We start from the raw sequence: 26,772 nt of genomic DNA on the forward strand, positions 1-26,772 counted from the left end.
GTTTTACGCTTTAAGCTATTTTTTAGCAAAAGGCCTTTTTCCTCCCCATAGCAGGACAATCGGACTAGAAATGAAAATTGAAGAATATGTCCCTACCATAATACCAATAATAATAGCGAGGGCAAAATCATGTATAACTTCTCCTCCAAAGATGAAAAGGGCAAATGCAGTGAATAAGGTTGTCAGGCTCGTAATAATAGTTCTTGAAAGTACTTCATTAATACTCTGGTTTATAACAACGTTTACAGGGTCCCGATACCTGATTTTTAAATTCTCCCTGATCCTATCAAATACAACAACTGTATCAGTAAGAGAATAACCTGCAATAGCAAGAAGTGCTGAAACAATAACAAGATTTATTTCACGATTTAGGATGAAGAAGAAAGCAAGTACTGCAAATACATCGTGAAGTGTGGCAATCGTAGCTCCAATCCCGAATCTGAACTGAAACCTCCAAGCAATATAAATTAAAAGACCGATGGCTGCAGCCAAGATAGCCCAGAGGGCATCTTTCCTGAGCCTTTTCCCAACTTTAGGCCCTATCTCTGTTGTGGATTCAACAAAAATTTTTTGATCTGAATAACGCTGAGAAAGTATTGAGACTATTTTTTCAGAAGAACTGCCGAGGGTTTTCTCTTCCTTCTTGACTCTTATAAGAATTTTCTTTTCAACTGGCATATCCTGAAGGTCAAAGTCCTTAAGTCCACCTTCTTCAAGTGATTTCCTCACATCGTTTAAAAGAAAGGGTTTTTCAAACTTTATCTGTACAGCAGTGCCACCTGTAAAATCTATTCCCAGATTAGCCCTGCCTCTTGCAATCTGAACAATTGCAACAATTCCTATTAGAAAAATTATTCCAGAAAGTATAAAGGCATAGTATTTTTTGCCCATGAAATCAATATTTGTTTTCTTTATAAGTTCTATCATATGCTCAGAGTCCTAAACTTTACCTTGCTGATTATAATATCAAAAATAGTTTTTGTTCCCACGAGTGCTGTAAAAAGATTTATGGCAACGCCGAGACTTAAAGTAACAGCAAAACCCTTTATAGGGCCTGTGCCAAACTGGAACAATACTGCTGCTGTTATTAATGTAGTTACATGAGAATCGAATATAGTCCAGAATGCCTTATGGTAGCCGGAATCAACTGCAGATGCAGGAGTTTTACCTGCACGTAGTTCCTCTCTCATCCTTTCGAACATCAATACATTTGAGTCAACTGCCATACCAATAGCCAGAATTATACCTGCAATACCTGGAAGAGTAAGGGTGGCATTAAGTGAAGCCATAGCTCCGAGAAGAAGAATTATATTGAGAACTAATGCAAAGTCAGCAATGAGACCGGACAATCTGTAATAAAAGATCATGAAGACTACAACTGCTATTGTGCCAATAATTCCTGCTATTTTGCCTGCATTTATCGAATCTCTTCCGAGTGAAGGACCGACAGTAACATTTTGAAGCATATTCAGAGGAGCAGGAAGAGCTCCAGCCCTCAAGACTATACTGAGGTCTTTAGCTTCATCTATTGTAAAGCTACCTGTTATCTGTGCATTACCTCCAGGAATTCTTTCCTGGATAACTGGAGCAGAGTAAACAGTATTATCAAGAATAATTGCAAGCCTTTTTTTCACATTCGCAGCCGTTATCTCTTCGAAAAGTTTTGCACCTGCATTATTGAATGAAATTGAAACATATGGTTCATTGAACCGCGAGTCAATATTAACTTTAGCATCACTGAGTAAATCCCCTGTTAGGACAGCTTGCTTTTTAAGGAGGATTGGTATCTTCCTTATTTCCCCTGTTTCTCTATTTATCCTTTTCTCAAAAAGTATCTCATCACCTTCAGGAATTTTTCCGGCAAATTGCTGTAAAAATAATTCCTCTTCGCCAGGTATGATTGATTGAGGAAGTTCGGCTGCTATAGGAGATTCGTCGTCAACAATCTTGAATTCGAGTTGGGCAGTTTTACCAATTAGATCAATGGCACGTTTTGGATCTTTGATGCCAGGTAGTTGAATGACAATTTCGTTTTCGCTCTGTCTCATGATAGTTGGTTCTGCTACTCCGAATTGATCAATCCTATTGCGGATTGTCTCAAGAGCCTGATCAGCAGCATTATCCTTTATCCTTTTTACCTCTTTATCTGATATTTTGTAAACAAGGGTTCCCCCTTCCCCGATAAATGTTAGAGCAGGATAGTTCTCTTCAATCGTTTTCCTTATCTCAGGGGTTGACGGATTTATTTTGATTGTTAATCCGCTTACAGTTACATCCGCAGAAAGTTTTTTCTTTGTAAAAAGGTCTTTAAGTCCTGAAGCATATCTTTCAGTAGTTATCTCAACAGCCTTATCGCCCTCAACTTCAAATACAAGATGAAGCCCACCCTGAAGGTCAAGCCCGAGGATAATACCTTTATGTGGCATATTATTCTTCCACCATTCTGGCATGTATTTAAACAAAGGTGTATTAGGAAGGAAAAAGATGAAAGCAAGGATAATAGTTATGATTATGAGTATCAATCGCCACAGAATCTTTTTTTTCATTCATCCTCCACTTCAATCTTCATCTGAAGCTGCCCTTAAGGATGCAACATATGGTTTGCCAATTTTGATCCTGGTGTTTTCAGCAATTTTGATTGTAATGGTGTTTGTTCCAACTGACTCAATAACACCATAAATGCCACCAGATGTGATAATTTTATCTCCCTTTTTGAGATTATCTATCATACTCTTATGTTCCTTTGCCCTTTTCTGCTGGGGTCTTATAAGAAGAAAATAGAAAATGACAAATATGAGAATAAGCGGGATAAGGCTTGCAAAAAGTCCTCCGGTACCCCCCTGTCCACCTCCTTGGGGAGTTGGTCCCATTGCATATGCTATATCAATGAAGTTGAATGACATTTCCTCACCTCCAAAAAATTTTAACTGATAATATACCTTCTTTATGCTTTTTTTATCAATATGAACTCATAGCCCTAAATATGCCAGCAGAATTTAATAAAAATAAATCCTACCTGAGTAAGGATAAAGTTTTTGGCCTGACTCATTATGTCTTAGTAAAATTGATCCCAAAGAACAGTCCAATTTAAGTTAGAATAAAGATTAATTATGGCTAAAATATTCTTTTCAGGTATCGGTGGTAGCGGTATGTCTGCAATAGCCAGTTTTATGGCAGATAAAGATAATATTATCGTTGGTTCTGACCGTTCATTTGACCTTAATCCTGATAATCGTATCTACAAAATTCTAAGAGAAAAGGGAATAACTATTGTTCCGCAGGATGGCTCTGGAATCGATAGGTCTTTTGATTTTGCTGTTTTCAGTACTGCAGTGGAAGATAATCAACCAGAGGCGGTCAAAGCAAAACAACTGAATATTAAAATAAAAACCCGGCCGCAGTATCTTAATGAAATTACGTTGGAGTACAAGACGATTGCAGTTGCAGGCACTAGCGGCAAGTCAACAACAGCAGGATTACTCGCATTTTTGATGAATCGTCTCGGAATGAATCCGAATTTCATCGGAGGAGGTAGAGTAAAACAATTCAAGACATCCGTTAGCTTAGGAAATTATCTATCCGGGAATTCAGATACTTTAGTAATAGAAGCTTGTGAATCAGATGGATCAATTGTTTATTATCACCCCTTGCATTCAATTATCTCCAACCTGAGTCTTGACCATAATTTTGTCGAAAAGACTGCGGTGATGTTCGAGACACTTGGAAGTCAAACAGAGGAGATTTTAGTTATTGGTGGTGATGACGAAAATTTGTGCAGATGCCGATTCGATAAACCTGTAAGGTTTTCGATTGAAACTGACTCAGAATATCAAGCAAAGGGGATAGAATACTATCCATTTAGCACGAACTTTAACTTACACGGTGTTCCTTTTAAAGTTTCCCTGCCAGGCAGATACAACCTGTATAATGCTTTGGCTTGTATATCATTACTTTCAGAGATGGGAGTTTCACTAAGACAAATATCAGAAATACTTTCTGATTTTTCAGGCATCGACCGCCGTTTTGATATTTGTTTGAATGACGAAAGACATATGGTAATAGATGATTATGCACATAATCCCCATAAGATTGCTTGCCTCATGGAGTCTCTGAAAAGGATAAATAAAGATATTTGTTATATCTTTCAGCCTCATGGATATGGACCTACACGATTGATGAAAGAGGAATACATTAAAGTGTTCAAAGAAAACCTTCGCGACAGAGACAAACTAATACTCCTTCCTATTTACTATGCAGGAGGCACATCAATAAAAGATATATCGAGTGAAGACTTATGCATAGAAATAAAGAAAGCAGGAAAATTAGTAGAGGTTATAAATGAAAGAGATTCAATATTCAGGAGATTAAGTGAATGGAATAATTATGTAGTCTTCGGAGCGCGTGATGAAACACTTGCTGATTTTGCGAGGGAAATTGCGATGAGGTTGAAATGAAAAAATATTATCTGCACAGAGAAGTCTCAAATTTCAAGATAAATTACGAAAAAGAGCTTAATCAGGAGCAGTTTTCTGTTGTAATGCACCCTAATAATCCCATGCTTGTACTTGCAGGTGCAGGGACAGGAAAAACAAGAACAGTTACCTATCGAGTTGCACGTCTTATTGAAACAGGCCTCAAGCCTGAACATATTTTACTTCTTACATTTACCAATAAGGCAGCGAAGGAGATGATGCGTAGAGTTGAAAATTTAGGAAGGAATATCCATGGACTCTGGGGAGGCACATTTCATCATATAGGCAATATGATTTTAAGACGGCATTGCAGTTTAATAGGATATAAACAAGGTTTTTCAATCCTTGATAGAGAGGATGCTAAAGACCTTTTTGATATATGCCTTTCAGAAATTGGCAAGATAAAGACTATGATTCCAAAAGGCTCTGTTCTTTGTGAAATATCAAGTCTTATGAGAAACAAAGAAAAAAATCTTGAAGAGATCATTCTTTTCAGATTCCCGCATTTTGCGAATGTTATTGATGAAATACATGAATTAATCGATCTTTATGAAAAAAAGAAGCATTCTCTCAATCTGATGGACTTTGATGACCTTCTAACAAATTGGAAGAGATTATTGCTTGAATACGAGAATATAAAAGAATATTATTCATCAAAATTTGTACATATACTTGTTGATGAATACCAGGATACAAATAAACTTCAGGCAGAGATTGTTGATTTACTGTCTATTACAAACAGGAATATTATGGCAGTGGGAGATGATGCACAGTCAATATATTCATTCAGAGGAGCAGACTTCGAAAATATCCTCAAGTTTTCAGAACGATACCCTGATGTCACTATCTTCAATCTAACAATTAACTATAGATCAACACCGGAAATTCTCGATCTCGCTAATAAGAGTATCAAGCATAATGTAAGACAATTCAGTAAGGAACTCTATTCAGTAAAAAAAGAAGGTAATCTGCCAAATCTTGTTCCTCTGAGGGATGTTTTTCAGCAGGCAGATTTTGTAGCGCAGAAGATAATTGACATGAACGTTGAAGGAATGCCTCTGAATGAGATTGCAGTTCTCTATCGTTCACATTATCAGTCTATGGAACTCCAGATGGAGCTTCAAAGAAGGGGTATACCTTTTGAGGTGAGATCAGGACTGAAATTTTTCGAGCAGGCACATATAAAGGATATCCTTTCATTTCTCAGGGTGGTAGTTAATCCATATGATGAACTGAGCTGGAAAAGGATACTGAAGTTAATCCCCGGGATAGGAAAGATAACTGCAACAAAACTATGGAATTCAATATTTCAATCTGAAGTCCCTCTTGATAAACTCTGTGATATGAGAGAACTTATTCCAAAAAAATCCCTGAACGGATTTTATCTCTTTATAGAGATGTTGAAAAAATTAAAGGGTGATAATAATACACATATGCCCCTCAAGCCATCTGAGGCAATCGATTATATACTCACAAACGGATATGAAGACTATTTGTACAGTCATTATCCTAATGCAGAGGAACGAATTGAAGATATTGAGCAAATGACAAGATTTGCAGTAAAATACCCCTCTCTTGAGACTTTTATAAGTGAAATGAGTCTCCAGAGTGTATCTGGAGGAGAAGTAGAGGAAGGGGATGAAGACAAGGAGTGTGTTATACTCTCTACTGTGCACCAGGCAAAGGGTCTTGAATGGGATACTGTTTTTTTGATTGGACTGAACGATGGAAAGTTCCCGTCAGTAAAATCTCTGAAAACAGAATTTGAAGAAGAAAGAAGACTTTTTTATGTTGCGGTTACCAGGGCAAAAAAGGCTCTATATCTTTGTTATCCATTATCTTCTGAAGAATGTCATGGGCTTGGATTTTTGAGACCTTCACGATTTATTAAAGAATTGCCCGTGGATGTCTATGAAGAACTGATTGTTGAAGACACAAATGAGATATATTGATGCTATTAAGGGTGGTTTCGGAATAATAAACAGGAACTGGCAACTTGTACTGATGCATGTTGTTATGGTTATCCTGAGTAGCATCGGTTTCATTATAATTGTGGGGATACCTCTCGCTATTGCTTTTATTGTATTCGGTATAGATTTTACGGAATTTGCTTCCCTTGAAGATATTCTCAGGGCATTGAAATATCCTTCTGAAATTATTTCAAAATACTTCAGTTTATTCCTCATAGTTGTAATAAGTTTCTTTTTATATCTGCTTACTGTCGCAATACTTGGAATCTTTATCTTTGCTGGATCAATTGGGATAATCTGCCTCTCTCTAACAGATCCTACCATGAAGTTCAGTATGAAATTGTTTTTTGAAAAGGCAAAAGGCATTTTTTTAAGATTACTCGGATTTACAACTTTGATCGGCATAATATTTATAATTACAGCTTTTTCACTCGGTATCTTAGGTGGTGGGATAGCATCACTTGTATCTTTTGCCCAGAGTCAGGATTCAACTCTTGCACTTTTTCTTGGTACATTTTTTTCTCTGATTTTAATAGTTATAGTGATCATTATTATTCTTGGAATTCTCTCAATAACACTTTATGGAATTGCTTCACTTGGTTTTAATGAGACCGGTCCATTTGCTTCTGTCAAAGAGGCTTTTCACTATTTAATCGAAAATCCGAGTGCATTCTGGCTCTATACAATACTTTTTATAGGATATTTTATTGCCAGCTTTTTACTTATACTTCTCAGTTACCCTTTTACAATTCTACCGGTCATCGGGGCCATCCTTTCCTTTCCGTATCAACTTATATCTTATGCTTTCGAAACATATCTGGGGCTTACAATAATTGCAACAATTTTGATTTATTACTATGAAACCAGGATTCAGATAAAGTCATCTCGTGGGATAACTGAAACTCAAGAAGGTGCTGATAACTTTGCCAGTCGTTCTGATTTTGTCCATAGGTCATAAAGAAACTCACCTGGCATTATAGTAATTACAGTCAGGCCAATGCCAGCAAATATATCCACTACATAATGATACCTACAATATACGGTAGAAAATATAAGTAAAGAGACAAAAGGGATTAACAACCAGAATAATCTTCTTGAAAACTTAAAGGCGAGGTATGCAACTAAGAGGGCTATACCTGTATGCCCACTTGGAAAAGCATCTCTTTTTATTCCCTCGAGACGGTTTAATAGATTCTGGATTGGTTCTGCAACAATGAACCCCTCAAGTTCATAGTTCTGAAGATGGTCTATCGTGAATCTAGGGCCGAGTGCAGGGAAAAGAATGTAACCAAGATATGAGAGATAAAAACATAAGAGAATCAAAAACAACGATTTTTCAAATGCTTCTTTTTGTTTATTCTTCAGGAGAACTATCCCCAGGCTTATCGGCATAAAATAATAAGTTGAATATGCTATCTGGAGAATGTCTGTCAGAACAGGATGCATAATATTTTCGAGTATAACAGTTGGGTGTGCATTGAATATAAGATAATCAAGATAAATCAGAAATGGATCAATATCATCAGGATTTACATAATGTACGACCCATTCAAGACTGTCAAAGATTGAAAGGACACAGACGACAGGAAAAATTATGTTATAAAAGAGTTGCGGAAATTTCCATTTGTCTTTTATCTTAATGAGAAAAATCTGGGCAAAGATAAGAGATGAATAGAGGCTGATCAGAAATGGTGCTCTTGGTAAATTTTTATAGTAAATTAGACACAGGATGATAAGGAATAACAGGAATATGATTGTTAGAACATCTGCAGGACGATTTTTTATAAATATATCCGTTAGTCTCCTCATTAAAGCTTGCTTAGTGCCTTGCTGATAGCCCTATCTTTTTTCGAAAGTCTTTTTGGATTACCCTTCCTTGAAATTTCAGGCCAATCTTCTTTATCTTCATCTTCTTCGGGATTAGAAAAAGATTTTCTTTGAAGAATATTCAGAAAATCTTCTGCACGCAGAGGAATAGAACCTGATGACCATGCATGATGCGCGATATCCCTGTCTGATGTTATGACGATCCACTGCCGTCTTTCTGAAGAAATAATTCTTTTTATAACAGAATCAGCAGTGTCTCCAATCCTTGAATAGATAACCTTTATACCACCAATAATGGATTTCATTTCCTGTCCTTGTCCTGTCTTCCATCCATCAAAAACAATTGTAATATCATGCCCTTTTCTCTTCTTGTATTCTATGAGGGAATCTATGAATATTTCCCGCTGTTTTTTTAGGTCTTTATGGAAAATTCCAATTACATTGTAACCATCTATGATTATATGCGAAATGGTATAACCTCCACGATTTATAACTGCAGTAAAGGGTATCCTTTTTCTCTGAGCATCTCGATAATTCCTTTTTTACCTATGAGATGCCCGGCACCAACTACAACAAAATGAATTTCATTGGTTCTTAAAAATTCTTCTATTTTAGATGTGATGTTGCGGTTTCTTTCATAGATTAGTTTTTCATATATAGAAGACATTTTTCTGTCTTGCCACAGGGCTTTTGTAATAATAGTCTCTGTTGTTTTTATATCACCATTTGTCCATGCACTTAACAGCCTATCAGCATCCCTTTCAAGGAAATCTATATCTTTTAATGTATACAACAAGAATGTTTCCTGTTCCTGATCAGTAAAGTTAGACAGAAGATTTATTTGATATTCTATACTTTCCAGTTCTTTTATCTTTTTATTGCCTTTAGCTTTTGAGAGAAAATGGATGTCGATACCTAAAGTTGGGTCGAAACCCAGTTGTATAAGTTTCAGGGAAGTTAATGTCAATGCCAGAAACCATGGTTTCTGTTTATTAACCAATAAGAGAGGAATACCCGAGAGTTCTAACTCCTTTCTGATGAGCTCATAAGTCTCTTTTGATACATGATTTTCAAGTGTTTCATTCCCAGGATAGATAGCAGTTTCAATGACCTTTTGAAAGTCAATCTTAGTTAAATCATTAATATTTGCCTCTACAGCTAATACATCAGATGATTCAAAGGCACGTTCAATTTTTTTGTTTAGAGGGTATGCCTCTTTTTTCATAAAGTGAATGGAACCGAGTATGTAGACAGTATTTGTTTTTGATTGAACTTTCCATAAAAAGGTTTTCTGATTATCTGCAAAGGATTCTTTAATAATGACCGCTGTTGAGAAAAAAAGCAGGATGAAAAATATTGTAATATTTTTTTTAAGATATCTACTAATTATTCCTTTATGAATATTTACAGACAATTCTATTTCTCTTTTATATCAAACAATATTAACTTAATAAAATACATCTCTAATCTTCTATAAAACTTCTTGACATTATAATTCGGTGGCTATGTCCATGATGAGCTTCTTTTTCTAATTGTTCATCTAATGCAGGAATCGAAATCTTTTTGAATCCCATTTTTTTATATAGGTTTATCGCAATATGATTTGTTTTAAAAACAAGAAGATTTACTTTATTTGCATTTACTTCAAACGCTTTATTGATAGCCATATGGAGAAGATTCTTTCCGATCCCTGCACCTCGATAGGGTATTCTTACCTCCATTCCAAAAAGCCACCAATCAGGATAAAGCAGGTTACCTTCATCAAACTTTAAAAGAGCTACAGAACCTACTTTTTTCTGTCCAATATATGCACAAATCTCGTAGTTGTAAATCATACTACTTTTAGATGCCATTTCAGATAAGCTGAAAGATTCTTTTAGCTTATTATCTAACAAAGCCAGGTCATCCACGATAACAAGATAATTAACTTTTTTACCTATCAATATTTGTGCAAGTTTACGGTATAAACTAAAACTCTGAAAGAAACGAAAAATAAGAGATAAAAATTTTTTGAAAGTAAATACAAAATAAAGGCAGGAAGAACCTATTGGATATGTAATAAGCCATATGTGGGCTAAAAATTTGGAACCCCCTTTTTGTAAGTCTACAACATTCGAAGTCCGCCGTTGTTTGATAGCTTTTCCTATGACCTGAGTGGTTGCGATATATTCTGGTGATCCAATTAGAGCATCTCCCCGTACTTTTAAGATTTCTGTATTACCGACTTTGGTTTTCCCGATAACACGATGAACAACAACCCCATCATCGAGAGATTTGTAGAGGATAATGTCTCCTGATTTGAGTTCATTAGTACTGACAGGACCAACGGTAAGAATATCTCCATCATGAATGAATGGATACATGCTCCAGCCATGGGCTTTAAAACTGAAAGAGCCACCCCGTCCTATAATTTCCTCAGTTAATACTCCCAGCTCATCTCTGTCAAGCCCTATTTCACGCATCTTATGAAATCAATAATGCTTTTGTCTGGTATAAAACCTAATTCATAGCATCGTATAGTTTCAACAAGTTTAGCACAGAAATCAAGTGTAAATTGCATTCCATCAGATTCCCAATATGGAAGAAAACAGTGGGTTAAAAGCCTCAATGTAGCTGAAGAACCTTCCATCGGTGAAATATTATTTATCTCTGCGTGATGTAAAAAAAAGATTTTATTTAGTGGCACACCATGAGGCGAAATTCCTTCATATTCTCCATGCCAGGGTGTCCCATATACCCATATACGGCCTTCATTTTGCCGTAAAACAATGCGTTCGTCATTCAAAACAACCGCTTTATCTTCCCACAAACGTGCCATTGTAGTCTTTCCATTTGTTGAACTTCCAGGAAAAAGATATCCATTCCCATTATCATCAATACCACAGGCATGGACAAGAACTCCATAGCCCTGAGACAAAAGAGAAATCATTAATAAATGAAAGATGGGGAAAGCAAGTGGATGTGGTAAGATATCAGGAGATTCCCTCAGAACATAGACATCGCCATTTCGATAGTTAGGTTCAAAAACAGCTAAACAATATTGACGATTATTATTAAAAGGTTCTTTTAATACAAAAACTTTTTTTATATCGCTCTTATAAACATCCCAAAATGTACCTGAATCAAAAACTTTGTTTTCAAGCTTAAGGTTTAAAAATTTATTTGAATAGTGTCCATATACTGTTATGTCTGGTTTATCATCAGATACAAATGGCTCATCAAATGCTTTAATTTTAAATCTATCTGAAGTTACAACTCCAAAAACAAAATCTGCAACTTTTAATCTATACATAAATTTATTAACTTACAAAATTTTCTGAACCAGGAGATTTACCCCAATTATGAGCGCCCTTTTTGATAGCAAGCCTGAAATCCTCTTTTACAGTTCTTTTCACCCGGGCCATTTTCTCCACCCCTCTTGCAAGTTTGTAACACTGCTTCATCTGACACTAATTTAACCTGTTCTATCTGTGGTTTTACATAATTCTTTCGTTCGAAATTAAATTCGGTTTTTCCTGACATAATTTTTTCACCTCCTTTTAAACATTTATCAATCTAAATTTTTCTGCTCTTAAATGGGCGATATGGCATAAATAGTCAACTGGTCTTTCCGGGTCACTATTCTCAATTTGTGCCAACCCTGGACACTGTCCGCACAATGCAATCAAGTTACAATTCCTACACAGAGTATCCTGAGAGAATTTTGTTGAAAGAACATCTGGAATAAAGCTATGCCATGCCTCTTTGAAAGAACCTCTTTGCAGGTCATAGCTTGGGACACGAGACATCATACACACACTCAATTGGCCATAAGGATCGATATGAAAGGTTTGAAGACCCGCTCCACACTGATAAAGATAATCTGAATTAAAAGGTATCCCCAAAAACTTTCTGCAAAATTTTTGCCATTCCTCCATTCTCTTTTCGTCTGCAAAGTCAAGGGCAACTATTTCATTAGGCGGTATGCGGAAATTGGCAGGCTTTTTATCACCATCTATCCTTAAATTTAAAACAGGGTCGAACCTGAAATCGATTCCTAAATCCTCAGCAAATTTTTTAATATCCCATATCTCATGCTTATTAATCGTCATCACCATTGTTTTAAGTTTTAAAGGTAATTTTCGTTCTATAAGCAAATCTATCCCATCCATGCATCGTTTATGTGATCCGCTTATACCCGTAACATTTTCATAGGTCTCTTGTGTTAAACCATATAATGTAATTTCAATAGAATGAGGTGGCCAGTCTGAAAGATAGTCTGCAATATAAGGTGTTAAGAGGGTTCCATTAGTAAATAAAGTAATAAGTACCCCTTTCTTTTTTGCATATGTATAAATATCGAGAAAATCATGACGAATTAAGGGTTCACCACCTGTAATTAATAACCATAAGCAACCTTCATCCACAATCTGGTCTAAAATATTACAAATCTCTTTATAACTTAGTTCTTTATTTTTTGCTTTAATATCACTCGCGGGCAGATTAATATAACAATGAACGCATTTAAGATTACAGCGAGCAGTAATTTCTATGCTCCCATCAACGGGGATTCGTCGATTGGCTATTTTGTCAACAAGCCGATTACTGAATTCAGAGAGACTTCTTATGGGAATTACAGGACATTCCATACTTATAATGCCCTAATAGCACCTATATGTTCTAATTGATTGATAAACTCGATGATATCTTTTTCCGCTACCTCAGGACTTACTTCAAATTCATTTAATATTATATCTATTATTTCTGAAAGGCTTTTTTCTCCATCAACAAGTTCCCATATACGGCTACCAACTTCGTTCATAGTATAAATGCTATCTACTTCATCAGCTCTCTTTTTTATTGGCACTAAAATGAACTCTTCAGCGACCTTTCTGAAAACAACTGAAGAGTCTTTTGTGTAAAGTCTGTCGAGATTCGGGCCTGTATTCAATGTATTCAATATTCCTGCCTTTTTAAAACTTATAAATAGATTATAATTTAAAAGAGAAATTTTGCAAATATTTAACTGCTTAATTTCGGGAAATTCTCGATTTCTTTTATTCTTTGAATTACCGGTGGATGTGAATAGTAAAAAGCTGCATAGAAAGGGTGAGGATGTAGGTTTGAAAGGTTATCTATTGAAAGTTTTATAAGGGCGCTTTTAAAAGCCTCTTTGTCACCTGTGAGCTTGCATGCAAACCTGTCTGCCTCTTTTTCAAAGCGTCTTGAAAAGTAATTGCTGATTGGAAGAAAAGGAAGCGATATAATGTTACCCATGAAACCGAGAAGAAGGACTTTTGTAAAGAAGGTCGCATTTTTAATCTGAAAAATATCTGTGAGAAAGTCAGCACTGAGAATTCTGAATGATAGATAGATAGCTATAAATGCTAATGTCTCTGATGCAACGATCATTTTCAGAACATGTTTTTTCTTCCAGTGACCTGCTTCATGTGCCAGGATAGCAAGAATTTCATCGTGATTCATCTTTTCGAGAAGTGTATCGTAAAGTATTATTCTTTTAACTTTCCCTATACCTGTAAAATATGCATTGGTGTGACGGCTTCTTTTAGAAGCATCCATTTTAAATACGCTGCTGACCCTTATGTTTATTTTTTTCATCAAATCTTTAATTCTGTCTTCAAGCACTTTCTCTTCTATAGGAGAAAATTTGTTGAAAAGTGGCTCTATGACATAAGGGGATATATACATAATGAATAGACTGTAAATGAGGAAAAAAATCCATAACCAGAACCACCAGATAGTCGGGCTTAATTGTATCAGCAGAAATCCTATAAAAAGGAGTATGCCAGTAATAACTGTAGAAAGTAATATGGATTTTAGAAAATCGGCAAACCATAACTTGATCGTCATGGTATTAAATCCGTATTTATTCTCAATTCTGAAAATATTATAGAGACTGAAAGGTATAGTGAGAAGAGTATTAGCATAGCTCAAGAATAGAAAGAAAAAAACACCTGATAAAATAAAACTGAAATTAAATGATGAAATCCAATCGTCATATATATTTAAAAGACCACCGAAAATAAAGATAATTGTAACTGCATTGCCGAAGATTGAAGAAATAAAACTGAATTTTGTTTTTTCAATTTCATATGCACGCATCTTCTGAACATGAGATTCATTTATTTTCCCCTTGAATACATCAGGAATGATTGAACCAAATCTTTTCATATACCCGAGATTTAAAAATTGCAGAGTATATTCAAAAGTTTCCTTCAAGATATAGATTATGAGTATGAGGTAAATATTTTCTATAGCTATCATTTATAATACCTTCTGGAGAATATATCATAATTTTTAAATTCGGGGGAATGCATTCATTGTTATAGAGACAGGAAGATGGGCAACCGAATTTTCTAAAAGGAGTATTTGTTGGCTAACCTTATAAGTTTCGGGGGAATATTTATTCTCCTTTTTGTAGCATGGCTTTTTTCTGCGAATAAGAAGATAATCAATTGGCGGGTTATAATATGGGGCATTATTCTACAACTCGTAATAGCCCTTTTTATCTTTGTTGTTCCGACAGGATCGAAATTATTTCTATTAGTTAATGATGTTGTAGTAAAAATCCTTGATAGCGCAACTGCAGGGACAAAATTTCTATTCGGGAGGCTTGCTCTTCCTCCGGGAACAAAGAATGAAGCAGGAGAAGAATCATTAGGTTTTTTCCTGGCGTTTCAGGCTTTACCTACAATTGTATTCTTCGCAAGTTTTATGGCACTTCTATATCATGTTGGAATTATGCCAAGATTGATAAAGCTTTTTTCGAGAATATTCACAAGACTTTTAAGGATTAGCGGGGCAGAATCACTTAGTGTTTCCAGTAATATATTTGTAGGGGTAGAGGCGAATATGACCATTCTTCCTTATTTAACAACTATGACGCGATCAGAGTTCTGTACTATCCTTGCTGCTGGAATGGCCACGACTGCATCGAATGTCCTTGCACTTTATGTCTTCTTACTTCATGAGCGGTTTCCGACTATAGCAGGGCATCTTGTCTCTGCCTCTTTCCTTTCGGCTATCGGGGCAATCGTTATGTCTAAGCTTATTATGCCAGAGACAGAAAAGCCTGAAACTCTGGGTTTAAAGGTCGAGCCTCATTTTGAAAAAAAATCATCACTGATAGAGGCTGTGATAGAGGGGGCAAATGATGGAGTTAAGATGGTAATCGGTATCATGGCTTTACTTCTTTCTTTTCTCGGATTGGTAGCACTTGCTGATTTTATACTTTCAGCGGTAGGAATGAAATTAAATGCTTTTTTAGGAATAACAATAGACTGGTCATTAAAAGGATTACTCGGATATGTTTTTTATCCTTTTGTACTGATAATAGGTGTTCCTGTAGCAGATGCATTTGAGATAGCAAAATTGATAGGCGAAAGAGCTATCTTGACAGAAGTTAAGGCGTATCAGGACTTAGCATTGATGCTTTCAACTGATACACTGAAAGATCCTCGTTCATCAGTCCTTGCAGCATATGCCCTGAATGGGTTTGCTCATGTCGCCTCGCTTGCTATTTTTATAGGAGGCACTGCTGCATTAGCTCCTTCAAGGGTAAAAGATATTTCCAGTATTGGGTTCAGAGCGCTTGTAGCAGCAACGCTTGCTTCACTTATGACAGCATCAGTAGCAGGAACTTTCTATACACAGAGTTCTATATTATTGGGTAAATGATTTTTCAGCCTTTTAAAATGTTCAATGCCCTGTTATGGAGATTACTATTTCCAGACACAAGAAGGGATGTAGATTTTTTTAGGCTTATTTCTATCGAGTCGATGGGATTGCCTTTTACATCAGAATAAATGCCACCTGCCTCTTTTGCTATTAGCAGCCCTGCTGCAAAATCAAAACTCCTTGAAGGTGATGGAGTTAAAAAAACACTGATTGCCCCGCTTGCAAGGTATGATATGTCGAGAGCTGTTGCACCAAGGCATCTTGTTTTTCTTGATTTCCCAAGTAAAGGCATTATCTGAGGAATGTCCTTTTGAGGGTTCTGTGCTTCGTATGCTATTAAATAAAACTCATCATCTTGCTGAGATACTATCCTCATCCCATTTAAAAAAGCTCCTTTATTCTTCTCTGCCCAGAACTCCTCACCATTTACGAGATTTATCACATATGCAAGTATGGTATTACCTATCGTATCGCCATCTGCTATAGCTATAGAAGTGCAATAAAATGGGATACCAGAGATTGCATTTTTACTGCCATCAATTGGATCTATTAAAACTTTCTTACCTCCACCTCTTAAATATCTTATACCTATCTCTTCAGATACAATAGTAAGAGCCTCACCTGTCTCCTCAAGATATGAAACGATGATGTTCTCAGCAATCTTATCAACGGCATAGGTCTTGTCACCTGATGCCCCAATCCCGATAGGTTTTTTGTTTTTCTGCCTTACTGAAGGTAGTTCTTTTAGAAGATTTTTCCCGATTGACCTCAGTATTTCAAGATTCATTATGACTATTATTTTACTTCAAATGTGTAGTTCTTGTCGTAAAATTCGTCTCGTGAATATATTTCTACTTACAAAGGTGTTGCTGTTCGATCTTTTAACCTTGCTACAGGGTTATCAAATTAGTCCCGTCCCCTCAAGGGATGGGAGATTTAAGGATACCCTGCGGTCTCTGTCTGCAGCAGGAAGGGTTAATTGAGTTTTCAAACGAGTATGGTGTAATATTTTATTTAATAATAAAATGGAAATCAGGAAAAAGATAGAAGAAGAAATAAAAAGTTATGCTGTAAATGGAAGAATCGCTTGCCCTGTTGCACGAAAGATTGCTGAGAAATTATCAGTTTCTTACAGAGAAGTTGGAAGAGTAGCAGACGAGCTTAAGATAAAAATTACGAGTTGTGATCTTGGTTGCTTCTGATGGAGGTAATTTTATTTGAGCTGGCACTGACCTTTTATTTTGCTGCAACTATTATAAGTATTACCGAGCTTTTCAAAAGCTCCAAAATTACCTCAAAGCTGATTATTTTATTAGCCGGAATCGGTTTTATTCTTCACACGATAAATATTATTTATCGTTATGGGATTAGTGGTTATATTCCTATTACCAATCCTCATGAAGCGACATCATTTTTTACCTGGTGTATCGTTGTGCTTTTTTTTATTTTAGAATTCCGTTATAAAGTCGCTCTTTTGTCTTCGTTTATTATGCCTATTGTATTTCTTCTGATGATTTCATCATCTATGATGTCGCGTGAAATAAAACCATTAGCTCCTGTTTTGCAGAGTTATTGGCTCGGAATACATACTTTCTTAGCCTTTCTCGGGAATGCTGCTTTTGCTATGTCTTTTGGAATTGGTTTCATGTATCTTGTTCAGGAACATTATGTCAAATCAAAGAGACTTGGGGGTTTATTCGAGAGACTCCCAAGTCTTCAAACACTCGATGAAATGAATTACCGTTTGATAACATTCGGATTTCCTCTCTTCTCACTTGCAATTATTACCGGTGCTCTATGGGCTGAAACTGCATGGGGAAGATACTGGAACTGGGATCCGCGAGAAGTCTGGTCATTAATCACCTGGTTTATTTATGCAATTGTTCTTCATGCAAGGCTTGTTGCTGGATGGAGAGGGAAAAGGGCTGCTGTGTTATCGATTATTGGATTTATAACTATTCTGATAGCCTTCTTTGGTATTAAATTGCTCAAGAGAGGTCTCCACGTTTTCCTATGAAAGCGCTTGTTATAGGACTGAATCATAAGACTGCTGACGTTAATGTCAGAGAAAAGTTTGCTTTTAGCGGGCCAAAACTTGAACAAGGATTGTTAGCTCTAAAAGAATTGCCCGAGGTGCAGGAGGCTATTATATTATCTACATGTAACAGGGTGGAACTATATGCAAATGTAAAAGATACTCAGAAGGCTTCTGAATCTATAAAGACATTTCTTTCAAGATTCCATAATATTGAGAGGAATGCGCTGGAGAATGCTTTGTATATATATGAAGATATTAATGCCGCCAGACATGTTTTCAGGGTTGCATCAAGTCTTGATTCTATGGTAATTGGCGAACCACAAATACTCGGTCAATTGAAGGATGCATTCGAAATTGCGCTTGAAAAAAAGACCACAGGCATACTACTCAATAAACTAATGAAAAAGGCTATTTCAGTTGCCAAGAGGGTGCGGACAGAAACAAGAATTGCTGAAAATGCTGTATCAATCAGTTTTGCTGCCGTAGAACTTGCGAAGAAGATTTTTACTGATCTCTCAAAGAAGATTTTCATGCTCTTAGGGGCAGGTGAAATGGCTGAGCTTGCAGCAAAGCATCTGATTACGACTGGTGTTAAAGAAGTTCTGGTTTCAAACAGGACTTATGAGCGTGCATGTGATCTTGCAAATGAATTAAAAGGAAGAGCAGTTAAATTTGAAGAATTTATTAATGAAATGCTACGAACAGATATTGTAATCTGTTCGACTGGTGCACCAAATTACATATTAACCAAAAGTCAGATGCAGAAAGTGATGAAGGAAAGAAAGCAGAAGCAGGTATTTATTATTGATATTTCAGTCCCGAGAAATATAGACCCTGAGATAAATAAGATTGATAATGTTTACCTTTATAACATAGATGACCTGCAAGAGGTTGTTGATACAAATCTCTTTGAAAGAAAAAAAGAGGCAGAAAAAGCAGAGAGGATTGTAGATGAAGAAGTAGAGACATTTTTGAAGTGGCAGTTGTCACTTGATTCTGTTCCGACTATCAAAGCTTTACGTGAAAAGGCAGAAGAAATAAAGAAAGAAGAGTTAATCAAACTTTTAAATAAACTCCCTGGGATCGGGGAAAAAGAAAAAGAGGCTATTGAATACATGGCGAATGCAATTGTAAATAAGCTCATTCATCCACCTACTGCTGCTCTAAAAGAAAGTTTGGAGGATAAGGAGCTCCTATCAGCAGTAATAAAGAAACTCTATGGCATTAATGGTGAAATGAGTGAAAAGGAATAAGATACGTATTGGCACACGAGGCAGTAAACTTGCTGTCTGGCAAGCTGAATGGGTTAAAACAAAGTTGAAAAGATTTTATCCAGATCTGGATATTGAGCTCATTAAAATTAAAACAACAGGTGATAAGATTTTAGACGTTCCTCTTGCAAAAGTCGGAGGAAAAGGATTATTTGTCAAAGAGATTGAAGAATCACTTCTGCGAAACAGGGTTGATATCGCTGTGCACAGTATGAAAGATGTGCCTACAGATTTTCCTGATGGGCTTCATCTGCCAGTTATTTGTAAAAGAGAAGACCCCAGGGATGCTTTAATAATAAGTCAGAGATTAAAAATAAAGAGCATAGAATTAAAGCCACAATTCCCCGCATCTCTAATTTTTAGCTTACCCGAAAATGCAAGAATAGGTACAAGTAGTCTCAGGAGATCATGCCAACTTCTCCATATCAGACCTGATTTCAGGATAGAACATTTGAGAGGAAATCTCGATACAAGACTTAGAAAACTGGATGAAGGTCAATATGATGCCATAATATTAGCAGCAGCAGGTGTTGTCAGACTTGGACTCAAACAAAGGATTTCTGAAGTCCTCCCATTTGAGATAAGCCTTCCAGCTATTGGTCAGGGAGCAATAGGGATAGAATGCAGAATTGAGGATGAATTTATTAATAATGTTATTCTGCCTCTTAATCATCAAGAGAGTTCCGCCTGTATAATGGCGGAGAGGGCTTTTTTAAAAAAATTAGAGGGAGGATGTCAAGTGCCCATAGCAGCATTTGCAAGAATCATAACACCACTTAATGATAATTATACAGCGGTAAAAAATGAAAGGGTTGAGTCAAGACTAATTGTTATGGATGGATTCGTCGGTAGTATTACAGGTGACACAATTATCAGAGAAAGTATAAATGGTGTAGTGGAGAATGCTGAAAAATTAGGAATTCAACTTGCAGAAAATATTATTTTGCATGGTGCAAAAAAAATCTTGGATGAAATTTACGGTAGATAAAGAATCTCTGGTGAATACTGATAACTATAGCCCTTCTTTTTTCATTAATTCTTCAAGTAGTTCTCTTTTTTCCTGACATTCTATACAATATATTGATAAAGGGAGAATTTTTAGTCTTTCTTCAGTAATTTCCTCACCACAATCCTCACAGATCCCATAGGTACCTTCCTTGAGTTTCCTTAGAGCTTCATCTATCCGTTGGAGGTTTTCTCTATGAACACTCAATTGTCTCAAGCTAATGTCCTCAGAGAGATCAACAACTGACCAATCACCATCATCAAGTGCTGTATCAATTAATTGTTTTGTTTCCCCTTTGATGTATTTTGATATTTCAGACTTTGCTTCTTTGATTATTTCTTCTCGTTTTTTTATAAGGAATTTTCTGAGTTCAGCGTTTCTATCCTCGTCAGACTTTAAGTGTGTTTTTTGTTCTATGATAGAGTATTTCTTAGGTTTCTTAAGTATTTTCTGTTTTGTTTTTTTTGTCTTTTCAACAGGCTTTTTTGGAACAGGTTTGCGCTTTTTTGTAATTTTTGGTTTTGTTTTTAACTGTTTTTTTAAAGAAGTTTTTTTTGACTGAACATTTTTCTTCATAGGTGTTTTCTTTATTTTTGAAGTCTTTTTATTAGCCATTAATTGTTTGTTCCTTTTTGATTTCCTTAATCTCCAACTCTTCTTTGAATATCTCAATAATGCTACGGACTTTGATACCAGCATCCTGTAAAGCTTTCTGGATATCAGTCAGCTTTGCATCCGTTACCTTTACAATGAAATTACTATTAGTAATTTTTAGACCTCCATAATCTCTTTTTCTTTATTTTCTAAAACTTCATCTGCTTTTGAAATAAAAGAATCAGTAATTTTCTGAATCTCTTCGTGCATTTTTTTAACAATATCTTCACTGATATGTTTTTCTTTTTCGAGTTTCTTCAATTCTTCATTTGCATCTCTTCTTATATTCCTCAACGCAACCTTTGCCTCTTCAGTTTTTTTCCTTACGGTTTTAACAAGTTGTTTTCTTCTCTCCTCAGTGAGTGGTGGAATAGTCATTCTGATAATTTTACCATCATTCATCGGGGTCAGCCCAAGATCAGATTTAAGGATCGCTTTTTCGATATCAGAAATAATCTTTGGATCCCACGGTTGTATTGCAATCTGTCGGCTTTCAGGAATACTTAAACTAGCCAATTGCTGGAGAGGAGTTGGGGTATCATAATAATTCACTACAATTCCGTCAAGGAGTGCAAGTGATGCTCGACCTGTCCTTATAGATGCTAACTCCTTTTTAAAAGCCTCGATAGTCCGAGACATTCTGTCAGTGGTTTTTCTTTTTAATTCCTGTTCCATTGTTTCTCCTTACCAAAGTCCCAATCTTTTTCCCCTCTATGATTTTCCTGATATTGCCCTTGCCTCTCAGGTTAAAAACAATGATAGGAAGATTATTGTCCATACATAAGGAGATAGCGGTCGAGTCCATTATACTAAGACCTTTTTTCAATACTTCAATATAAGTGACAGTGTTATATTTTTTTGCTGAAGAATCTTTTAATGGGTCAGCAGAGTAAACACCGTCAACTTTTGTTGCTTTGAGAATAACCTCTGCACCAATCTCCATTGCTCTTAGAGAAGCAGCAGTATCTGTTGTAAAATATGGATTACCTGTCCCGGCAGCAAAAATTACAGTTCTTCCTTTTTCCAGATGTCTGATAGCCTTACGCCTTATATATGGCTCAGCAAGCTCTTTCATCTCAATAGCTGATTGCACCCTTGTAGGAATCCCATGTTGTTCAAGATAGTTCTGGAGAGCAAGAGCATTTATAACTGTTGCAAGCATCCCCATATAATCTGCGGATGACCTCTCAATACCCTTAACACTGGCCTCTACCCCTCTGAAAATATTGCCTCCACCAATAACTATTGCGATTTCAACTCCTTTAGAAACTGCTGCCTTAATTTCCTTTGCTATAAAGTCGACGGTAACAGGGTCTATTCCATAACTCAGATCTCCCATCATTGCTTCGCCGCTTATTTTCAGGAGAATCCTTTTATATTTCAGGTTATATTTCAGGATGCCTTTTATGTTATTTTTTCTCCGAGTTGGAATCTGGTAAATCTCCTTATAATGATATTTTCACCTAATTTTGCAATTTTTTCGGTGATAATATCTTTAATATTTTTTCTTTGCTCGGGATCTTTAATAAAAATCTGATCCAGAAGACAGTTATCTCTGTAAAATTTCTCGAGCTTGCCTTCCACAATCTTTTCAACAATATGCGAGGGCTTGTCAGTAATCTGAGATCTGTAAATATCTTTTTCACGTTCTAAAACATTTTGTGGAACATCTTGTCTCGTAAGATATAACGGGTTTGCAGCGGTAATATGCATCGCAATGTCTTTTACCAGTTCCTTAAAATCATCAGTACGCGCAACAAAGTCTGTTTCACAATTGACTTCTACAATTGTTCCAATTTTCCCCATATGGATATATGATTCAATAAGACCTTCTGAAGCCGTTCTTCCCGCTTTTTTAAGTGCGGTTGCGAGACCTTTCTGTCTCAATAAGTCTACTGCTTTTTCAAAATCACCCTGGCTTTCTGTGAGAGCTTTTTTGCAATCCATCATCCCGGCACCAGTTTTTTCCCTCAATTCCTTTATCATATTAGGTGTTATATTTGTCATGCTAATTTTTCTGCTTCCTCCTGTTGAATTTTTTGTTCAGCTTCAAGTTTTTCTGCATGTTCAGCCTGCATTTTTGATAGAGCCTCTTTACCCTCAATAACAGCATCTGCTATTTTTGAAGTTATAAGTTTTATAGCTCTTATGGCATCATCATTTCCGGGTATTACATAATCGATTTCGTCAGGGTCACAGTTTGTATCGACTATGGCGACTATTGGTATAGAAAGTTTTTTTGCTTCATGAACAGCAATTCTTTCCTTTTTGGGGTCTACAATAAACAAAGCTCCAGGAAGGCTCGGCATATCTTTTATCCCTGAAAGGTTTTTATCGAGTCGTTCCCTTTCTTTTTCGAATGCAGTCGCCTCTTTTTTAGTATGACGATTCAGTGTCCCATCTTCTTTCATGGTTTCGAGTTTTTTCAGCTTCTCAATACTCTTCTTAATCGTGGAAAAATTCGTTAGCATTCCTCCAAGCCATCTTTGATTAATATAAAATGTTCCGCATCTTTTAGCTTCCTCCTGAATGGCGTCCTGTGATTGTTTCTTTGTTCCTACAAAAAGAATTGGTGCACCTGTCATCGCAACATTTTTTATGAAATTGTAAGCATCTTCAAGCCCTTTTACTGTCTTCTGGAGATCAATAATGTAAATACCATTTCTCTCTCCAAAGATATATTTTTTCATCTTGGGATGCCATCTCTTTACCTGATGTCCAAAATGCACTCCAGCTTCAAGCAATTCTTTCATTGCTGCTACCATTTTTTGTTTTTCCTCCTATCTTTGCCTCTGTTAACTCGCAATTACGCTCTATAAGCGCACAGAGGCACAATATAAATTTCTGAAAGAAATGTAATCTTTCAGGAAAAAAAGGTTAACATAAATATATCTTTTTTGCAAGCAATGTCCTCTGGAGAGAGACTATTATTGAGTTATTAAGCTTTTGTATGATATAAAAAAACCATCTTGCCTTTTTGCATGAGATTGCCACGTCCCGAATGCTTTCGGGAACAGGCTAAAGAGGGAATCAGCGCAGTTACCGCAGGCTTTGGGTTAATTAAAATTTATGGAAATAGTATTAGCAACAAGAAATAAGAAGAAAATCGAGGAGATAAAAAGGATATTATACGATCTTCCAGTTACAATCCTTAGCCTTGAGGATTTTCAGGGTTGCCCAGAAATCCACGAAAACGGTGTCACATTTGAAGAAAATGCGGTTAATAAAGCTGTAGCTATAGCTCAATATGTTCAGAAGCCTGCACTTGCTGATGATTCTGGACTTGAAGTATATGCATTGAATAAAGCACCAGGAGTTCTGTCTGCACGTTATGCAGGAGAAGAGGCGAATGATAGAAAGAATATAGAAAAATTGCTTTATGAAATGCGTTCCTTTGAAGGAGAGAAAAGAAAGGCACGTTTTGTATGTTGTATAGCTATTGTTTTTCCTAATGAAAATATTCATACATTCTATGGATATACTGAAGGAATGATAGGTAAAGAGCCTAAAGGAAATAGGGGCTTTGGGTATGATCCTGTATTTTACCCTGAAGGTTCTGAAAGAACTTTCGCAGAGATGAGCAATGAAGAAAAAGATGCGATCAGTCACAGGGGGAGGGCTCTTGAGGAATTTAGAAAATATATTAAAGAAAAAATTCAAATTATTAAATGACTTAATAATTCAAATTTTAGTAATAAGTAATTCTTATCTTTATATCAAAAATATGAATTTGACTTAAACCCGCATCAATAATATATTTATATGTCTTTCTTTTTTTTATTTAAAGGCTCTACCACTTATTTTTATTTATTATTATAGTAGCAGACGCAATTTTCCTTTTTACTGATTTTTTTAATAAAAATCGAGAAAAAAATGATGGGGGTAAGATTATGAGAATAGTGTTGCTCGGTGCACCAGGTGCTGGGAAGGGGACGCAAGCAAAAATGCTTATCGATAAATATAAGATTCCTCAGATATCGACAGGCGATATTTTAAGAAAAGCAGTGGCTGATGGTACCCCTCTTGGAAAAGAAGCAAAAGCTATCATGGAGAAAGGTGAACTTGTACCAGACAAAATAGTTCTTGGTCTCGTGGAAGAAAGGCTTAAGCAGGATGACTGTAAAAAAGGTTTTATCCTTGACGGGTTTCCAAGAAATACTGCACAGGCAGAGGCTCTTGACAAGCTGTTAAATAACATTAAAATGCCTCTTGATTCTGCATTAAGTGTTGATGTCCCAAAAGAAGATTTAATGAAGAGATTGACTGGTAGAAGGACATGTAAGAGCTGTCAGCAGATGTATAATGTTTACTATTCTCCGCCTAAAAAAGAAGGTGTTTGTGATAAATGTGGTGGTGAGCTTTTTCAAAGGGATGATGATAAAGAAGAGACGATTAGGAAAAGACTTGATGTATATGATGCTCAAACTGCACCACTGATAGATTATTACAAAAAGAAAGGCATTCTTAAATCAGTAACAGGTGTTGGAAATATAGACGAGATTTTCAAAAAGGTTTGCACTGTATTAGAGGGCAAATAAAGATTTTTTATATTAATTAATTAAGGAGGAAAATTATGGAAAACATTGGTCATGGTGGTAAAGAGATTGTTGAGCGCGTAATGCCAAAAGCTGCTGCAATTAAAAGAGTGGAAGAGTTAAAAGCAGCCAAGGCAAAAACTCTCGATGTTCGTCTGCAAATTGCAACAGAAATTATCGACATTGCTTATGGATTCTTCACTCCATTAGAAGGATTTATGACAAAGGCGGATGTTGAAGCTGTCTGTAATAATATGACCCTTGCAGATGGAAAGACTGTCTGGAGTATCCCTATAGTATTTGACATATCTGATGATGAATTAAAGAAAAGTGGAATCAAACAATACGAGGAAGTTCTACTTACCTACACTGGAAATCCATTTGCTATTCTGGATGTGACAGATATATTTACATATGATAAAAAAGAAATAGCCATGAAAGTTTATGGCACCACTGAAGATAAACATCCAGGGGTTAAAAGAACTTACAATTATAAAGAAAAGTTTCTTGGTGGTAAGATAACGCTCCTTAACCCCCCGAAGATAAATGAACCTTATAAGAAATTCTGGTTAACCCCTTTACAGATGAGAGCAAGATTCAAGGAAAAAGGTTGGGTTCGAATTGTTAATCATCAGACAAGGAACGTGCCCCATACAGGACATGAATGGCTTTGTAAAGGTGCATGGTTACAGACATATGGCGAGTTACCGATTGAAAAACCGATTGTCGGAGTTCTGGTAAATGCAATTATTGGAGAAAAGAGACCTGGTGACTACATTGACGAGGCGATAATTCTTACTCATGACAGGCTCAGAACCGCTGGATATTTCGGAGAGCACAACCATATGACATCCTGTACGTTCTGGGATATGAGATATGCTGGACCGAGAGAGGCTGTATTCCATGCATGTCTGAGAACGAATCTTGGTTGTACACATCATATGTATGGAAGAGACCACGCAGGTGTTGGTTCATATTATGGTCCTTATGATGCCCATCATCTACTTGCTTCAGTGCAGGACAAGATAAACATAACTCCCACTTATTCCATGAACTGGCTCTACTGCCCACATTGCGGAGAAATTACCAATGAGGGAATTTGCGACCATAAAAAAGAATGGCAGAAGTTTAGTGGTACAGTTGTCAGAAGTATAATTATTGATGGGGTTAAACCTCCGAGACTGATTTACAGACCTGAAGTTTTTGATGTTATCATGGAGACTGCAGAGAAATATGGATTCGGTTCAGCATTTGTTACTGAGGATTATTTAAAGAGAAGAACCCCTGTATTTACCATAGAACCATTGAAATAGGAGGAAAAG

Annotated in this window: 29 protein-coding genes; 11 read left to right on the forward strand and 18 right to left on the reverse strand. The window is 36.2% G+C overall.

Annotated elements, in window-relative coordinates:
* Positions 1 to 15: 15 nt before the first annotated feature.
* Genes secF through yajC form a run of 3 tightly spaced genes read right to left on the reverse strand, consistent with a single transcriptional unit; the run spans position 16 to position 2,903 of the window.
* Positions 16 to 927, reverse strand: coding sequence for a protein translocase subunit SecF (gene secF / locus HXY53_07200; protein NWF76334.1), 912 nt, complete (start codon positions 925 to 927; stop codon positions 16 to 18).
* Positions 924 to 2,546 carry a protein translocase subunit SecD gene (gene secD / locus HXY53_07205; protein ID NWF76335.1) on the reverse strand — a complete coding sequence of 541 codons (1,623 nt, stop codon included), beginning with the start codon at positions 2,544 to 2,546 and terminating at the stop codon, positions 924 to 926. Before secD ends, secF begins: the two co-directional genes overlap by 4 nt.
* A 12-nt stretch (positions 2,547 to 2,558) precedes the next feature.
* Positions 2,559 to 2,903, reverse strand: coding sequence for a preprotein translocase subunit YajC (gene yajC, locus HXY53_07210; GenBank protein NWF76336.1), 345 nt, complete (start codon positions 2,901 to 2,903; stop codon positions 2,559 to 2,561).
* A gap of 207 nt (positions 2,904 to 3,110) precedes the next feature.
* Here yajC and HXY53_07215 point away from each other — a divergent pair, with 207 nt between their 5' ends.
* The 3 genes from HXY53_07215 to HXY53_07225 are packed head-to-tail and all read left to right on the forward strand — an operon-like array spanning position 3,111 to position 7,400.
* Positions 3,111 to 4,454 carry a hypothetical protein gene (locus tag HXY53_07215; protein NWF76337.1) on the forward strand — a complete coding sequence of 448 codons (1,344 nt, stop codon included), beginning with the start codon at positions 3,111 to 3,113 and terminating at the stop codon, positions 4,452 to 4,454.
* Complete coding sequence (locus tag HXY53_07220) at positions 4,451 to 6,424, forward strand: ATP-dependent helicase (protein NWF76338.1); 1,974 nt, start codon at positions 4,451 to 4,453, stop codon at positions 6,422 to 6,424. Before HXY53_07215 ends, HXY53_07220 begins: the two co-directional genes overlap by 4 nt.
* Complete coding sequence (locus HXY53_07225; protein ID NWF76339.1) at positions 6,411 to 7,400, forward strand: hypothetical protein; 990 nt, start codon at positions 6,411 to 6,413, stop codon at positions 7,398 to 7,400. The genes HXY53_07220 and HXY53_07225 overlap by 14 nt, the downstream gene beginning before the upstream one ends.
* Here the strand turns inward: HXY53_07225 and HXY53_07230 are convergent.
* The 9 genes from HXY53_07230 to HXY53_07270 all read right to left on the reverse strand — a co-directional run bounded on the left by HXY53_07230 (position 7,346) and on the right by HXY53_07270 (position 14,533).
* Complete coding sequence (locus tag HXY53_07230; protein NWF76340.1) at positions 7,346 to 8,251, reverse strand: phosphatase PAP2 family protein; 906 nt, start codon at positions 8,249 to 8,251, stop codon at positions 7,346 to 7,348. The genes HXY53_07225 and HXY53_07230 overlap by 55 nt on opposite strands.
* Positions 8,251 to 8,778: an NYN domain-containing protein gene (locus HXY53_07235; GenBank protein NWF76341.1), complete on the reverse strand. Its 528-nt coding sequence runs from the start codon at positions 8,776 to 8,778 to the stop codon at positions 8,251 to 8,253. Before HXY53_07235 ends, HXY53_07230 begins: the two co-directional genes overlap by 1 nt.
* Positions 8,757 to 9,683 (reverse strand): TraB/GumN family protein, encoded by a 927-nt coding sequence (locus HXY53_07240; protein NWF76342.1) that lies wholly within the window; start codon positions 9,681 to 9,683, stop codon positions 8,757 to 8,759. The genes HXY53_07235 and HXY53_07240 overlap by 22 nt, the downstream gene beginning before the upstream one ends.
* Before the next feature lie 49 nt (positions 9,684 to 9,732).
* On the reverse strand, positions 9,733 to 10,731 hold the full coding sequence (locus HXY53_07245; protein NWF76343.1) for a signal peptidase I: 999 nt from the start codon (positions 10,729 to 10,731) through the stop codon (positions 9,733 to 9,735).
* Positions 10,719 to 11,561: a hypothetical protein gene (locus HXY53_07250; protein ID NWF76344.1), complete on the reverse strand. Its 843-nt coding sequence runs from the start codon at positions 11,559 to 11,561 to the stop codon at positions 10,719 to 10,721. Before HXY53_07250 ends, HXY53_07245 begins: the two co-directional genes overlap by 13 nt.
* Before the next feature lie 47 nt (positions 11,562 to 11,608).
* Entirely contained in the window at positions 11,609 to 11,791 is a 183-nt protein-coding gene (locus HXY53_07255) for a hypothetical protein (GenBank protein NWF76345.1), read from the reverse strand.
* A 17-nt stretch (positions 11,792 to 11,808) separates the two neighbouring features.
* Complete coding sequence (locus tag HXY53_07260) at positions 11,809 to 12,897, reverse strand: radical SAM protein (protein ID NWF76346.1); 1,089 nt, start codon at positions 12,895 to 12,897, stop codon at positions 11,809 to 11,811.
* Between the two features lie 2 nt (positions 12,898 to 12,899).
* Complete coding sequence (locus tag HXY53_07265) at positions 12,900 to 13,208, reverse strand: PqqD family protein (GenBank protein ID NWF76347.1); 309 nt, start codon at positions 13,206 to 13,208, stop codon at positions 12,900 to 12,902.
* A gap of 62 nt (positions 13,209 to 13,270) precedes the next feature.
* Entirely contained in the window at positions 13,271 to 14,533 is a 1,263-nt protein-coding gene (locus HXY53_07270; protein NWF76348.1) for a M48 family metallopeptidase, read from the reverse strand.
* Between the two features lie 105 nt (positions 14,534 to 14,638).
* On the opposite strand from HXY53_07270, the gene HXY53_07275 reads away from it, so the two are divergent.
* Positions 14,639 to 15,946 (forward strand): nucleoside transporter, encoded by a 1,308-nt coding sequence (locus HXY53_07275; protein ID NWF76349.1) that lies wholly within the window; start codon positions 14,639 to 14,641, stop codon positions 15,944 to 15,946.
* Positions 15,947 to 15,950: 4 nt separating this feature from the next.
* Here HXY53_07275 and HXY53_07280 read toward each other — a convergent pair whose 3' ends face one another.
* Positions 15,951 to 16,733, reverse strand: coding sequence for a hypothetical protein (locus HXY53_07280; protein NWF76350.1), 783 nt, complete (start codon positions 16,731 to 16,733; stop codon positions 15,951 to 15,953).
* Between the two features lie 238 nt (positions 16,734 to 16,971).
* Here HXY53_07280 and HXY53_07285 point away from each other — a divergent pair, with 238 nt between their 5' ends.
* The 4 genes from HXY53_07285 to hemC are packed head-to-tail and all read left to right on the forward strand — an operon-like array spanning position 16,972 to position 20,243.
* Positions 16,972 to 17,148, forward strand: a complete 177-nt coding sequence (locus HXY53_07285; GenBank protein NWF76351.1) for a hypothetical protein — start codon at positions 16,972 to 16,974, stop codon at positions 17,146 to 17,148.
* Positions 17,148 to 17,963, forward strand: coding sequence for a c-type cytochrome biogenesis protein CcsB (ccsB, locus tag HXY53_07290; GenBank protein ID NWF76352.1), 816 nt, complete (start codon positions 17,148 to 17,150; stop codon positions 17,961 to 17,963). Before HXY53_07285 ends, ccsB begins: the two co-directional genes overlap by 1 nt.
* Positions 17,960 to 19,237: a glutamyl-tRNA reductase gene (locus HXY53_07295; protein NWF76353.1), complete on the forward strand. Its 1,278-nt coding sequence runs from the start codon at positions 17,960 to 17,962 to the stop codon at positions 19,235 to 19,237. Before ccsB ends, HXY53_07295 begins: the two co-directional genes overlap by 4 nt.
* A complete protein-coding gene (hemC, locus tag HXY53_07300) occupies positions 19,224 to 20,243 on the forward strand; it encodes a hydroxymethylbilane synthase (GenBank protein NWF76354.1) in 1,020 nt (339 codons plus the stop codon). Before HXY53_07295 ends, hemC begins: the two co-directional genes overlap by 14 nt.
* Before the next feature lie 24 nt (positions 20,244 to 20,267).
* On the opposite strand, the gene HXY53_07305 is transcribed toward hemC, so the two are convergent.
* From HXY53_07305 to rpsB, 5 genes are all read right to left on the reverse strand, one after another.
* Positions 20,268 to 20,876, reverse strand: coding sequence for a TraR/DksA family transcriptional regulator (locus HXY53_07305; GenBank protein NWF76355.1), 609 nt, complete (start codon positions 20,874 to 20,876; stop codon positions 20,268 to 20,270).
* A gap of 156 nt (positions 20,877 to 21,032) precedes the next feature.
* Positions 21,033 to 21,590 (reverse strand): ribosome recycling factor, encoded by a 558-nt coding sequence (frr, locus tag HXY53_07310; GenBank protein NWF76356.1) that lies wholly within the window; start codon positions 21,588 to 21,590, stop codon positions 21,033 to 21,035.
* Positions 21,559 to 22,311, reverse strand: coding sequence for a UMP kinase (locus tag HXY53_07315; protein NWF76357.1), 753 nt, complete (start codon positions 22,309 to 22,311; stop codon positions 21,559 to 21,561). The genes frr and HXY53_07315 overlap by 32 nt, the downstream gene beginning before the upstream one ends.
* An 8-nt stretch (positions 22,312 to 22,319) precedes the next feature.
* Positions 22,320 to 22,922, reverse strand: a complete 603-nt coding sequence (gene tsf / locus HXY53_07320) for a translation elongation factor Ts (protein NWF76358.1) — start codon at positions 22,920 to 22,922, stop codon at positions 22,320 to 22,322.
* A complete protein-coding gene (gene rpsB / locus HXY53_07325) occupies positions 22,919 to 23,680 on the reverse strand; it encodes a 30S ribosomal protein S2 (GenBank protein ID NWF76359.1) in 762 nt (253 codons plus the stop codon). Before rpsB ends, tsf begins: the two co-directional genes overlap by 4 nt.
* Before the next feature lie 304 nt (positions 23,681 to 23,984).
* Between rpsB and HXY53_07330 the strand changes: the two genes are divergently transcribed.
* The 3 genes from HXY53_07330 (at position 23,985) to sat (ending at position 26,763) form a co-directional block, all read left to right on the forward strand.
* A complete protein-coding gene (locus HXY53_07330) occupies positions 23,985 to 24,587 on the forward strand; it encodes an XTP/dITP diphosphatase (GenBank protein ID NWF76360.1) in 603 nt (200 codons plus the stop codon).
* A 218-nt stretch (positions 24,588 to 24,805) separates the two neighbouring features.
* Entirely contained in the window at positions 24,806 to 25,453 is a 648-nt protein-coding gene (locus tag HXY53_07335; protein NWF76361.1) for an adenylate kinase, read from the forward strand.
* Positions 25,454 to 25,488: 35 nt separating this feature from the next.
* Positions 25,489 to 26,763 carry a sulfate adenylyltransferase gene (sat, locus tag HXY53_07340; GenBank protein NWF76362.1) on the forward strand — a complete coding sequence of 425 codons (1,275 nt, stop codon included), beginning with the start codon at positions 25,489 to 25,491 and terminating at the stop codon, positions 26,761 to 26,763.
* Positions 26,764 to 26,772: the final 9 nt, after the last annotated feature.

It is taken from the genome of Nitrospirota bacterium (assembly GCA_013388455.1).
In the GTDB taxonomy this organism is placed as follows: Bacteria; Nitrospirota; Thermodesulfovibrionia; order Thermodesulfovibrionales; family SM23-35; genus JACAFF01.